Here is a 13378-nt window from a genome sequence, read left to right as displayed (position 1 = left end):
TATATATTTTAAGGAGATGTGTCATATGACGATTAAAGTGTTAGGACCTGGATGTGCAAAATGTAAACAATTAGAGAAAAATGTTCAAGTCGCTGTAAAAGAACTGAACCAAGACATAACCGTTGAAAAAGTAACCGACTTTCAAGAGATTGCGCAATACGGTGTTATGAGCACCCCAGCCCTCGTAGTTAATGAAGAAGTAAAAGTTACTGGAAAAGTTCTTAAACCAGACGAGATCAAACAACTTCTCGTGTAAGGGCGGTGTGTCAAATAAAAAACATGCAATGATAGGTGGTAGATCGCTCATTGCATGTTTTTCTTTTTACATATATAAATGAACCGATTGATCAAGTATGCAACACGTGCTGATCAATCTCTTCCAATACCCCTTCACTGAGCTGCAGAACGCGATCACCGTAAGGAAGAATTCCGTAATCATGGGTTACAAAGAAAATGGTCCGCCCTTCCTCTTGGAGCTGCTTCAAGATAGCGAGGATGTGATCTCGAGACGCGCGATCAAGGTTGCCTGTTGGCTCATCACATATGAGCAGCTGTGGGTCGTTTAATAATGCTCGCGCAATCGGCGGCAATATCTTTAATGTGTTGTGCCGAATCTTTCGTATACCCATCGATGCCCGCAACCTTCACGCGAATGGCATCAATGGGTGCCTCACCTTTGTAATGTGTCGCCCACTCAATAGGAATTAATCCTTGAGCAGGCATTGGTAAGTAATTGCCTGGCAAGTGGGTCGGCTTTAGTTCGTCACCTGTTTCCTCGTGAGTCCCATATTGATACTGGTAAATACCCAGTGGGCTCGCAGCAAGCGTATCCTCCGCCTCTCCTATTTCAACTTTGTCAACAGGATGCAAATAATGTAAGTCGCTATTATCACCAGATGGATCATATTGCTTCTGTTCAAATGTTGTCACCTTACGATGAACTGGAATGTCACCATTCCTGTCTTGAGCTCTGTAATGTCCTCTTCTGCTACGTTAAGCGCTTCAACAGTAATCGTTGTTTTAATTGGTGTAGATGAGTCGACAATATCAATGAGCGGAATATACTGTCCAACAAAATCATAAAAAAACAAGTACAGCCTGATAGGACTGCACCTATTTTATAAAGTGTAGAGTATCTACTCAACCGAATTTGCTATTTCAATTAACGCTTCCTTTATTGTTTCCTTACCTCCTAATTCTTTTATATCTTTGATCTCAACATCGGTCTCAATGCCATAGTAGTTCGTCCCATCTGTTATATACAATTGTAGCCACTTTTCATTATAAAAACCTTTCATAGAATGGGTAAGTTCAACTTCCATAGTTTCGTCATTGTCTATAAAAGATGGCTCTTGATATCCAACTACATATGTGATTTTCAAAGGTATAGAGTGATCTTCATATTCTACTGAGAATACATACTTATCAGTTCTTCCGTGATGCGCAACACGTGGATTTTTAATAATCACATCTTTAAATGGAAGTTTTGTTGGCAATTTAACAGTATCTAAAGGGACATCAGCTGGTTTATTTTCGCGTTTTCCCATAGAATTTGCTATATCAAACATTTCTTCCTTGGTAAAACCTTTCCCTTCAATTGAATAACACCAATCATCTTTTACAAAGGCAAGCTCGACTTCATCATTATAGAAAAGGTAGAAAAAATAATCGACACCGTCTTTCGTCTCAACTAATTCCAAGTCGTTATCAATACAGAAGTCTTTCCTCTCTTTATCAGGATAACTTGCGGCATAAACATTAATTAAACGCCGCTGAGTTAATTCAGTTGCATCTAATTTGATCTCTTGAGTAACACGCTTTAACCCTAAATAATGGTTAACTAACGATATCTGTTCAGGAAAAACAGATGGGTATAGAACATGTTTACTTCTCTCCCAAACGTCATTAAACATGTCGCTAACATCACCTTCAACCGGATAAAATGTAAATCCCTCTTTATTACTTGAAGTGCTTTGTACTTCTGACAACAGCTTATCCCTATCTTCTTTCGTTGCTTGAAAGTCGACTTTTTCATACTTTTTAGCCTCTTCAAGCGTTAAACGATATAAATGATATGCTTCAGTATCATCAGAAACATTTTGTCTGTCTGCAAAAAATAGTGTTTTGCCATCGCTCGTCAATGTTATCTCATCTGTATACACCCCACTTTCTACATTAGGGATGATACGATTTTGCCCACTATCAATTTGATAGAGAAAGAGGTTTCCCAATCCTTTAATAACGGCGTTTCCATTGTTATCAATTGTTTCCACAAAATCATATCCAAAATCTGTAAAACTTTCGGTTTCGCCTTGCTCTACATTAACAAAGTTATAGCTTTGATAAATATCGGAACTTATATCATCCAATCTATAGAAGAGATACTTTCCATTTGGTGATACCTTTATGTCGCTCAATCTAATGCCTTCTGTTTCGCCCTTAAATCGTTCCTCATATGGTTTTACATCTGCAATTTCTTCTAAATCTCCAGATTTTGTATCCAATACATATAATCGAGAAAAAGTATTTAAAATAATTGTTTGTCCATTATTTGCAGCATAAACACTTTCAAAAGTCTCATCAGGTACACCAGACAGTTCCGGCAAATTAAATTCTTTTAATTGCGCTGTTTCAGGTGTATATATTGCCACTGTATCTCTATCAATATTTTCCAAAAGAACGTCCATATTATCTGTAATACCAAACATTCTTAATGCTGGATCATCCAAAGATTCTTCATGGTGTACAATCTCTTCCTGTTCCGTATCATAAACAACAAACATTCGCTCATCCAAGGAACAGCTAAACGTTATGTATTGTCCATTTGGCGACAAATGAAGTCTAGTACAATTACGGTCTTCCAAATCAGCTTCACTTGCATTTGAAAGCTCCTTTAAATTTATTACATCGTTTTTCCCATATTTCACATAAGCTGTTTTTTCTCTTTCTCTTTTAATCTCCTCTTCTGTGGTAAATAAAATGGTACTGCCATCTAAAGAACTATATAGTGATCGAAACTCATAGTCGTCTTCCGAATCATATTCATAGCTAAACAGGCTTTCTGGTAGATGATCCGGATAATTTTGTCTCTCCCCATTGTCTGATGAAGCATGACCATCAGTATGATCCTTTTTTTCTGATGTGTCATCTGTGGAACACGCTGCAAATAGTAACAGCATTAAAATCAGTAACAGCATTTTCCTCATTTTTCTCCCCCTTATTCATATGTAACTGTATATTTTAAAATAAAAATCTGTTAAAGAAATTGATTCACACTGTTGTTTATTAGTTAATAAATCAGACAAATGTATGTTACAGGTTTTCTGTATAGCTGTCATGAGTAAAAAAGACTGTGTATTTTATACTAGATGCAATGGATTTTTGTTTAAATTTTGTATTCTACAATCCTGTACTTATACAAAAAAGCTTCACACGATGATCACTGACCGTGTGAAGCTTTCTATATGATAAATATTTAGAATTTAAGCTTGTCCCTATAGAAAAGGAATTAAGCGTCATCCTTCCCCTTCATTCGCTCTAACGCCATTTCATAGCCGCCATTACCATAGTTAATACAACGGCGAATTCTGGAGATGGTTGCGGTGGATGCTTTCGTCTGGTCTTCAATCGCCTGATAAGTTTGGCCATCTACAAGCATTTTGGCGACCTGGAAGCGCTGAGCGAAGGAATGCACTTCATTCATCGTTGCCAAATCATCAAAAAAACGGTAGCATTCTTCTTTTGTTTCCAAAGATAAAATAGCCTCAAACAATTGGTCGAGCTGTTCACCACGCAATTTATCGATTTGCATGCCTCATCCTCCTGATCCATCATCAAAATAATTAGTCGTTCGTGATATGAACGGATTGTGCGATTCCCGGGCTTGTTGGCACAACGTTTATCCAAGTTTTACCGGGTACAAATCCAACTGGCTGCCCGTCTTTCACAGGAATAATTCTACCCGAACGGTTCTCCCATTGCACGTGCTGGACCTTTCCTTGTTGAATGAGATACGCATCGCCACCGGAATCAAGATCGATTGCTCGACGGCCGTCATCATCAATGATTTGATGGGAAGCCTCTACAATAAAGACGTTGTTTACGGCAATCGGTGTGTCACTATTCAGCTCAACTGTTTGTTCTCTGTCGTTAAAGCGCGTGTATGTCCCTGTTGATTCATGATAATCAAATTCTACAATTTCCATTGGTGTATTAGAATAAACGATTTCGACATGTTCAGCCGCATCACCTTCAATTTCATCAACGTCTTCTTGAGCAAGAAACGGTAAAGGCTCATAATCATGTGTCATTTGATAGCCTTTTGACTGAGCAACGTCAGCAACAGCATCAAATAGCAAATAGGAATTATGTGGCGCTTTACGAAAAGCCTCGCGCTTAAATAAATGACGGTCGTTGTCATACATCGCACCATTCAAATGCTCAATGCCTCTATCTCGAATCATTTGATCAATAAAGGTTGCCGCACCATGATAAACGTACAATGCATCGTAGCCATCTGCTAAATCGAAATAATATTCTCGTGCGCTGCGAACAGGTCCGACGATATCAGGCTGTTCACTTTGAAATAAAGCAAGAAAACGGGTAATCCGACCTTCTGCCAAAATTTCAAAGACGATGTCCGCCTGTGATAATCCCGATTGCGGACGTGCTTTCGTATGATTGTTAATCATGACACCAACAGCCCGATTATCAACTGAGTCATTTGTACCGATGCCCGTTAGCGGGTATGTGTTAGCAAAGTTCTGTTCTTCCTGTTCAGGTGGTTCTTTTTCTGTAATACCATTTTCCTTAGGTTTGTTTATGTCAGTCTCTGCAGCTTTGTCATCGCCGGAACATGCTGTTACCAAAAAGATAAGGAGCAGCATCCCCGTCAAAATGAGCCATCGTTGTTTCATGATATCCCACCTTTATTTTAAAGTAGAAGGAAAAATCCCCATGTATGAGTATACCTCTACTATACGCTATCTCATGATAGCTGGAAAGAGCACTTCACGCTTTTTTACATCAACAATACCTTGCTGTGTGATGCGAATATAAGGTAAATGCGTCGATGATAAAAATAATATGCTGTAAATTGGGTCTTCAAACGGATAACCGTATTGTTTAAGCGTTTCACGAATCTCTTTTTCTTTTGTTATTAAATCAGCCATCGTCCCATCATACATCGCGCCTGCGAGTGTTAACGGCAGCTCAGCTAAAACCTGACCATCATGAACGATCACGATGCCACCGCCAAGGGCTTGCATGCGATCTGTGGCAAGTTTCATATCCTGCTTATTTTTCCCGATTAAGACAATATCCCCTGTCGTAGAATAAGAACTGACAATAGCACCGAGCTGATTCGTAAAGCCTTTGAGTGTTGTGTTCACACGCCATTTACCGTCACGGTCTAACAAAATTAGAAACGCGTCATCATTCGAATGTGGCAACTGGTCTAATGACACATCTGCTTTGATCGCATATGGCTGAATAATGACATCATTGAGCATTTTAAGTCCAACAGGAATTGAAAATTGCAGGTCATCCGTTTTTAACGTCCAGTCAAAAGCGACAGGTTCAAGATTGTGCGCACTCCAATCAATCATATGCTTTCCGGTGAACACACCATTCTCGGCAACCCACTCACCTTTAGCTAAAACGCGTATCGGATGTGGATTGTCTTTTGCATCAAGCATATTGAGGTGAGCAATTCGCCCAGGCGCGATACAACCAAGTTGATCTTGAAGTCCAAAATGGCGCGCTACATTATACGTCCCCATATGATACGCTTCTTCTAATGGAACCCCTCTTTGAATCGCAATATCAATACAAGCATTAATTAAGCCATTCTCATAAAATCCGGGTGTCGAGGCATCTGTTGTATACATGACATTGTCAAACGTCGACAGTCCCTTAGCGATCAAATCGTCAATCAGATTTGATAAATCTGGTCTGATGGACGAATGACGTAGTCCGACATGATAGCCAAGCTCAAGTCGGTTGAGCACATCTTCGCCTGTGATGGATTCATGCTCAGACGTCAAGCCGAGTAGCTTCATCTTCGTTAACGTTTTTTCAGATGCACCAGGTAAATGACCTTCAACAGGCATGCCCTTCCGCTTAGCTTCTTGAATCCAATACAACAGTCGATCATCGCCATCTAAAAGATCCGGCCAAGCTGTCAGCTCGCCCCCTTGAATAACCGACGGATGGGCAAGCCACGACAAAACATCTCGAGTATTAAAAATTGCTTCTTCATCTTGAAGTGCTGTCTGAGAATCGAAGCGGGCCCACCAATACATCGACACAGGCAAATCCTGAAAGGCCTCCATAAGCGAAAACGCTTTCTTTTTGTTTAATAAAAAATGCCACATGAGGTTATCATTAACAAGTGTTGTCGTTCCAAACGCGGCTGCCTGTTGTGCTAATATTTCTGGGTTATAAAGCTGAAAGGGATGGGCGTGAGGTTCAATATAGCCGGGGACGATAAATTTTCCTTTGCAGTCTACAATCTCTGTCCCGTTTAAGTTTGTCGGCCAATCATTGCCAACGTATACAATACGGTCACGGTCAATCCAAATGTGAGCTTCTGTCCATTTTTTTGTGTATGAATTTAAGTAAACAGCATTTTTCAAAACGAGCGATGGTGGACGCTTGCCGTCAATGACTGCTACATGCTTGCGCATTTCAGTGTTTCTCCAATAAAATTTTTTCTCCAACATAAAACAACTCTCCAAACAGTGATTTGTATCATTTTAACATATTTTATCTTTCATACGGTAAAGTTTTTAAGAATGAAAGTGACGTTTTTTTGACAAGCGGAGATTTAGGGAGTGGTTTCTTAAAAACATCGAAAAGGTTGGGGCAAAAGAGGGTTTATTAAATGAAAAGCCGAACAATACGACCGCTCCGGAAATATACGTCGCAACCGACAACCAAGACGGTTTAGTGTCGATGTTGGTGCAGGACGTGAACGGACTTAGTCGGCCGCTCGCCCATTACGAGGGCGGGTTTCGCCGATTCCGAGACCGACCTCGCCGATTCTGAGGCCGCTTTCGCCGATTCCGCGGGCGTTCTTGCCGATTCCGAGAGCGTTCTCGCCGATTCCGGGGGCACTCTCGCCGATTCCGAGAGCACTCTTGCCGATTCCGAGAGCGTTCTCGCCGATTCCGGGGGCACTCTCGCCGATTCCGAGAGCACTCTTGCCGATTCCGAGAGCGTTCTCGCCGATTCCGGGGGCACTCTCGCCGATTCCGAGAGCACTCTTGCCGATTCCGAGAGCGTTCTCGCCGATTCCGGGGGCACTCTTGCCGATTCCGAGACCGACCTCGCCGATTCCGTGGGCGATCCCGCCGGAATCTACGTATATTTCCAGAGCTAATGGTGAGCATTGTTCGTCTCTTGAGATAAACTTTAGATTATGTCTAAACCTCTTCAAATTTACAAGCAGCTATCGGACGCTTAAACCCCTATATCTTTTCGGTAAAAGTAGCCTTCTAGCTTTCCGGTCGTGTTCAGTGCTTTGTACACCATTTCTGCTGCGTCTTTTACCGTTTGACCCTTGGCGCCAACGAGCATGACGCGTCCGCCATTGGCGACGAGGCGCCCTTCTTCTTCAGCCACACCTGCCATAACCGTATACGTGTCACCCGCAAATTCAGGAAGTGCCATGCCTTTTTCATAAGCGGCAGGATAGCCTTCCGCCGCCACGACAATACCTGCACATGAACGTGCTTCCCATGTTAGCTGCGGGTCAATCCCGGCTAAAACGTCCTCTAACACTTGCAAAAGATCATTCTCTAAAAGAGGTAACACGACTTGGGTTTCGGGATCTCCGAAGCGTGTGTTGAATTCAATGACTTTCGGACCTTCTGTTGTTAGCATAAGCCCCGCATATAAAATGCCTGTAAACGGACGGCCTTCCGCGACAAGGCCGTCTGCTGTTTTTTGTAAAATATGTTCACATGCAAAATCAAGTATGCTTTCAGTCATATCAGGCACAGGTGCATAACAGCCCATTCCACCTGTGTTCGGTCCTTTATCTTGGTCATAGGCACGCTTATGATCTCGCGCTGTTATCATCGGATATACGTTAGAACCATTGACAAAGGCCATGAGTGAGCATTCTTTTCCTGCCATATACGCTTCAACGACGACCGTTGAACCCGCTTCAGAAAAAGTTTTACCGATGAGCATATCGTCAATCGCTTGAATCGCTTCGGCGGTCGTTTCAGCGACGACAACGCCTTTCCCACCTGCAAGTCCATCTGCTTTAACGACAATCGGTGCGCCCTGTTCTTCTATATACGCTTTAGCAGTTTTAGGATCAGAAAACGTCGCATAAGCCGCTGTTGGAACATCATGCCGCTGCATAAACGCCTTGGCAAAGCTTTTGCTCCCTTCAAGAAGAGCAGCTGCCTTCGTCGGAGCGAAAACAGGCAGTCCAGCTTCTTGAAAACGATCGGCTATGCCAGCCGCGAGCGGTGCCTCTGGTCCGACGATCGTCATACCAATATCGTGCTGCTCGGCAAATTGCACCAACGCATCGATGTCGTTCTCGCTTATATCAACACATGTCGCTTCCTTCATTCCGGCATTACCCGGTGCTGCATACAGCGTGTCAACGCGCAAACTGTCTGCCAGCTTTTGCACAAGGGCATGCTCACGGCCGCCCTTACCAATCACAAGTACATTCATCGGACCAACCTCTTTTCAATAAAATATGTTTGGCTTTCAAGAATTATTAACGTACCTTCCAAGCATCGTTTAGTGCTTGAAATGACGCATACCTGTATGAATCATGGCAATGCCGTATTGATTACAAACGTCAATAGAATCTTGATCACGCTTCGAGCCACCAGGTTGAATGATCGCTGTTACGCCGTGCTTTGCAGCTGTTTCAACCGTGTCAGGCATTGGGAAGAAAGCATCTGAGCCCATTACACAGCCCTTTGCTTGATCACCTGCTTGCTCGAGTGCAATCTTGGCCGCACCGACACGATTCATTTGTCCAGCACCAACACCAATCGTTTGGCCATCTTTAGCGAGGAGAATAGCGTTTGATTTCACATGCTTAACAGCTTTCCAAGCAAACAACAAATCTGACCATTCTTGTTCTGTCGGCTGACGATCTGTCACACAAACAGCCTTTGCACGATCGAATGGCTGATCATCAGCATCCTGAATGAGCACGCCACCAGTTACACTTGTGAGCTTATGTACAGGACGGCGATCAGTCACGCCTGCCAGCTTCAGCAAGCGAATGTTCTGTTTTTGAGTTAACGTGGCCAATGCACCCTCCGAAAAATCAGGGGCAATAACAATTTCTAGGAAAATATCAGATAGCTTTTCTGCCAGCGCTGGTGTGACTTCACGGTTCAACGCCACAATGCCACCAAAGATCGACACCGGATCACTCGCATACGCTTTTTCATAGGCTGCTAGAATGTCGTCTCCACAACCGATGCCACATGGATTCATATGCTTGACGGCGACAGCTGCTGGAGCGTCAAATTCACGGAGCATACCTAGTGCCGCATCAGCATCTTGAATATTGTTATAGGATAGCGCCTTGCCGTGAAGCTGCTCTGCTTGGGCAAGACTATGCGCTGGCGCCAATGGTGCTTGATAAAAGGCCGCCTCTTGATGCGGATTTTCACCATAACGTAGCTTACTCGATTTTTCATACGTTACTGTATATGTATTTGGATAAACATTGCCGATTTGATCGTTAAAATATTGAGCAATCAAAGCATCATAATGAGCCGTATGTGTGAATACTTTTGCGGCCAAGCGTTGGCGTGCTTGCAGATCATTCGTGTCTTTCGCAAGATCATTCAATACGTCCTCATAATCAGATGGATCTACGACGACCGTCAAGCTTGCATAGTTTTTAGCAGCGGCTCTCAGCATAGATGGTCCACCGATATCAATTTGCTCAATCATTTCGGCCGTTGTCGCGTCTTCATTCTTTAACGTTTCTTTAAATGGATATAAATTCACGCATACGAGATTAAATGGCGCAATACCAGCCTCATCAAGCTGTGCCATATGATTGTCATCATCTTGCTTTGCTAACAATCCGCCATGAATCATTGGATGAAGTGTTTTAACACGTCCATCGAGAATTTCTGGAAAACCGGTGACGTCAGCGACCTGTATGGCTGGAAGTCCTGCTTCCTGAAGCGTCCGAAGTGTTCCACCTGTTGAAATCAATTCATAACCTAGCTTCACAAGTCCCTCTGCAAACGGAACAAGTCCTGTTTTATCTGAAACACTGATTAGTGCACGTTTACGCATTAAGCCAGCTCCTTTATAGCAATCTTTTTCATGATCTTATGCTCAGAAATCTATCTGTCTATTTCTATTCATTCAACGCATCTTCTATCTTAAGTACGGCTGACAAGCTGATGGATCACTTTTGGATAAAGTCTGTGTTCGACCGCTTGAATTCGTTTCTTTAACGTGTCCTGTGTATCATCCGGAAAAATCTGGACGGCCTCCTGAGCAATGATCGCACCTGTGTCCACGCCTTGATCCACATAATGGATCGTCACACCGGTTTCTGTAACACCTGCTCTAAACGCATCGCCAATCCCATCTTTTCCAGGGAAAGCTGGCAATAGGGACGGATGAATGTTAATGATACGGCCTTCCCATTCGTTAAGAAGAACAGGGCCGATCAATCGCATATAGCCTGCTAAGAAAATCCAATCGACATGATCGTCGGCTAGCTTTTGTAAAATAACCGTTTCAAAGGCCGCTTTGGACGGATAATCTCGCGGATCAACGAGCAAGACAGGTACGCCATGCTGCCGGGCAAGGTCAATTACAGGTGCAGTTGGTTGATCACATACGAGAAGGGCAATATCACAGGCAAGAGAGGGCGATTCTACAATCGCCTTGAAATTACTTCCCGTACCAGATGCGAACACCGCCGCCTTCGCATTACCCATTGATCACATGCACACCTTCTTGAGTTGAAACCTCACCTATTACTACAGATTTTTCACCCTTTGCTTGGAGTGCAGCCATAGCCTGCTCTTCGTCTTCCTTGGCAACAACGACCATCATACCGATCCCCATATTAAAGACACCATACATATCTTCATCCGTCATATCGCCACGCTTTTGTAAAAAGGAAAAGATCTCTGGCACGTGCCAGCTGTTCTTGTCAATTTGAGCGCCCAGTCCTTCAGGCAGCATCCGAGGAATATTTTCATAAAATCCGCCACCCGTAATATGTGAAATGCCCTTGATTGTGACGGCTTCCTTTAAAGCTGCAATCGACTTTACATAGATGTTTGTCGGTGTTAACAGGGCCTGCCCGAGTGGTTCGGTCAGTCCTTCATACTGTTCATCTAAAGAAAGACCTTCTATGAGCCGACGAACGAGAGAGTAGCCATTGGAATGGATCCCGCTTGAAGGTAGTCCGATGATGACGTCACCCGCTTCTATCGCATCACCTGTAATGAGCTTAGATCGATCAGCAATCCCAACGGCAAACCCGGCTAAATCATACGTCCCAACCTCATACATGCCCGGCATTTCTGCTGTTTCGCCACCAATTAAAGCAGCACCGGCTGCAACACAACCTTCAGACACACCCGCAACAATGTGTTCAATCATCTCTGGTTCGTTCTTTCCACATGCAATATAGTCTAGAAAAAATAACGGATCTGCACCTTGAGCAACGATATCGTTCACACACATAGCAACGAGGTCAATGCCGATCGTATCGTGTTTATCCTGTTGAAAAGCCAGCTTTAACTTCGTACCGACACCGTCCGTTCCAGACACAAGGACTGGCTCATCGTATTTAAATGAAGCGATGTTAAATAAACCAGCAAACGCACCAACATCCCCAATGACTTCCGGTCGGGCTGTTTTGGCAATATGCTTCTTCATGCGTTCAACCGCTTCATAGCCTTTATGAACATCAACACCAGCTTCTTTATATAAATCCGCCATTTGTCTCCACCTTTTCTCATATAATCTGACCGACTGCTATCTATGAATGCGTTAGTCTTCTGTTATAACCGGATATTGCCCTGTAAAACACGCTTTGCAAATACCTTGATGAATCGTTTTATCTTTCACGATGGCACGTTCTAGTCCTTCTGGGGATAAGTAAGCAATACTATCCGCCTCAATTTCTTCCCCGATGCCAGCAAGTGTATGATTGGCTGCGATGAGCTCTGCTGTCGTCGACATATCAATTCCGTAGTAGCATGGATTGGTCACTGGTGGAGACGCGATTCGTACATGAACCTCTGTCGCACCCGCTTCCTTCAGCATCCGCACAATCCGTCTCGATGTCGTACCACGAACAATAGAATCATCAATCATAATGACCCGCTTTCCAGCAACGATCCCTCTGACTGGGGACAGCTTCATCTTTACCCCTTGTTCACGTAGCTCCTGAGACGGTTTAATAAATGTGCGTCCGACGTAACGGTTTTTGATTAACCCCATTTCATAAGGGAGACCGGCTTCCTCTGCATAGCCAATCGCAGCTGAAATACTAGAATCCGGAACACCGGTTACGACGTCGGCTGCAACGGGCGCCTCTTTGGCAAGCTCAATGCCCATTCTTTTTCGTGACGCATGAACGTTCACATGATTTAAATCACTGTCTGGACGGGAGAAATAGACATACTCCATCCCACAAAGAGCCCGCTGCTGGCGCAAAGCAAAGCGCGTAGACGTCAGCCCCTCATCACTAATCGTAATCAGCTCACCCGGAAGGACCTCGCGCTCGAACGTTGCACCAATTAAATCAAAGGCACACGTCTCAGATGCAACAACATACCCTTCCCCAAGACGACCAATCGATAACGGCCTTATACCGTGCGGATCAAGTGCAACATACATTTTATCCTCAGCCAAAATGATAAAAGCATAAGCACCTGCTAGCTTTTTCAAGGCAGCAACAAGTGTATCTTCAGACAGTGCCTGACCTGAGCGTTTAATCAAATGCGCCAGTAGCTCTGTATCTGCCTGTGTTTGAAAAATACTGCCTTCGCCTTCGAGCTCACCACGGATCGTGTCGGCATTGACGATATTGCCGATATGACTCAGTGCCATACTGCCCGTTTGTGAATGAAACAGATGTGGCTGAACATTGCTATAGCCTGTATCGCCATTCGTCACATAATGCACATGGCCGACTGCTGCTTGCCCAGGCAGACGGTCGAACTGGGCGCGATCAAAAACGTCATTTACGAGACCGACATCTTTGTGCAATCTAATCGTCTGTTTGTCACTGGCTGCAATCCCCGCACCGTCTTGCCCACGATGCTGCATCGCATGCATGCCGTAATACGTCAATTCTGCTGCTTTTTCATGTCCCCAAATTCCAAACATTGAACGCGCCTCG

General features: G+C 43.8%; 13 protein-coding genes. 1 reads left to right on the top strand and 12 read right to left on the bottom strand.

Annotated features, from left to right (window positions below; translation table 11 throughout):
* Positions 1-25 precede the first annotated feature (25 nt).
* Positions 26-256, top strand: coding sequence for a thioredoxin family protein (locus tag HPC67_RS11180; protein ID WP_217587899.1), 231 nt, complete (start codon positions 26-28; stop codon positions 254-256).
* 281 nt (positions 257-537) lie between these two features.
* Here the strand turns inward: HPC67_RS11180 and HPC67_RS11175 are convergent, their stop codons facing one another.
* The 12 genes from HPC67_RS11175 to purF form a co-directional block, all read right to left on the bottom strand.
* Complete coding sequence (locus HPC67_RS11175) at positions 538-930, bottom strand: hypothetical protein (protein WP_217587897.1); 393 nt, start codon at positions 928-930, stop codon at positions 538-540.
* Complete coding sequence (locus HPC67_RS11170) at positions 927-1091, bottom strand: hypothetical protein (RefSeq protein WP_217587896.1); 165 nt, start codon at positions 1089-1091, stop codon at positions 927-929. The genes HPC67_RS11175 and HPC67_RS11170 overlap by 4 nt, the downstream gene beginning before the upstream one ends.
* A gap of 45 nt (positions 1092-1136) precedes the next feature.
* A complete protein-coding gene (locus tag HPC67_RS11165) occupies positions 1137-3206 on the bottom strand; it encodes a lactonase family protein (protein WP_217587891.1) in 2070 nt (689 codons plus the stop codon).
* 302 nt (positions 3207-3508) lie between these two features.
* Positions 3509-3811 (bottom strand): YerC/YecD family TrpR-related protein, encoded by a 303-nt coding sequence (locus HPC67_RS11160; RefSeq protein WP_217587890.1) that lies wholly within the window; start codon positions 3809-3811, stop codon positions 3509-3511.
* A 31-nt stretch (positions 3812-3842) separates the two neighbouring features.
* Positions 3843-4916, bottom strand: coding sequence for a DUF3048 domain-containing protein (locus HPC67_RS11155; protein WP_217587889.1), 1074 nt, complete (start codon positions 4914-4916; stop codon positions 3843-3845).
* A gap of 66 nt (positions 4917-4982) precedes the next feature.
* Positions 4983-6722, bottom strand: coding sequence for an adenine deaminase C-terminal domain-containing protein (locus HPC67_RS11150; protein ID WP_217587888.1), 1740 nt, complete (start codon positions 6720-6722; stop codon positions 4983-4985).
* Between the two features lie 257 nt (positions 6723-6979).
* Complete coding sequence (locus HPC67_RS11145) at positions 6980-7438, bottom strand: hypothetical protein (RefSeq protein ID WP_217587885.1); 459 nt, start codon at positions 7436-7438, stop codon at positions 6980-6982.
* A 23-nt stretch (positions 7439-7461) separates the two neighbouring features.
* Entirely contained in the window at positions 7462-8697 is a 1236-nt protein-coding gene (gene purD / locus HPC67_RS11140; protein ID WP_217587884.1) for a phosphoribosylamine--glycine ligase, read from the bottom strand.
* Positions 8698-8766: 69 nt separating this feature from the next.
* Positions 8767-10299 (bottom strand): bifunctional phosphoribosylaminoimidazolecarboxamide formyltransferase/IMP cyclohydrolase, encoded by a 1533-nt coding sequence (gene purH / locus HPC67_RS11135; protein WP_217587882.1) that lies wholly within the window; start codon positions 10297-10299, stop codon positions 8767-8769.
* Between the two features lie 89 nt (positions 10300-10388).
* Positions 10389-10955: a phosphoribosylglycinamide formyltransferase gene (gene purN / locus HPC67_RS11130; protein ID WP_217587880.1), complete on the bottom strand. Its 567-nt coding sequence runs from the start codon at positions 10953-10955 to the stop codon at positions 10389-10391.
* Entirely contained in the window at positions 10948-11970 is a 1023-nt protein-coding gene (purM, locus tag HPC67_RS11125) for a phosphoribosylformylglycinamidine cyclo-ligase (protein WP_217587879.1), read from the bottom strand. The genes purN and purM overlap by 8 nt, the downstream gene beginning before the upstream one ends.
* Before the next feature lie 51 nt (positions 11971-12021).
* On the bottom strand, positions 12022-13365 hold the full coding sequence (gene purF, locus HPC67_RS11120) for an amidophosphoribosyltransferase (RefSeq protein WP_217587877.1): 1344 nt from the start codon (positions 13363-13365) through the stop codon (positions 12022-12024).
* Positions 13366-13378: the final 13 nt, after the last annotated feature.

Origin of the sequence: Lentibacillus saliphilus, from assembly GCF_019093865.1 — a bacterium.
GTDB lineage: Bacteria > Bacillota > Bacilli > Bacillales > Amphibacillaceae > Lentibacillus_B > Lentibacillus_B saliphilus.
This window is presented reverse-complemented; position numbering and strand designations above follow the sequence as displayed.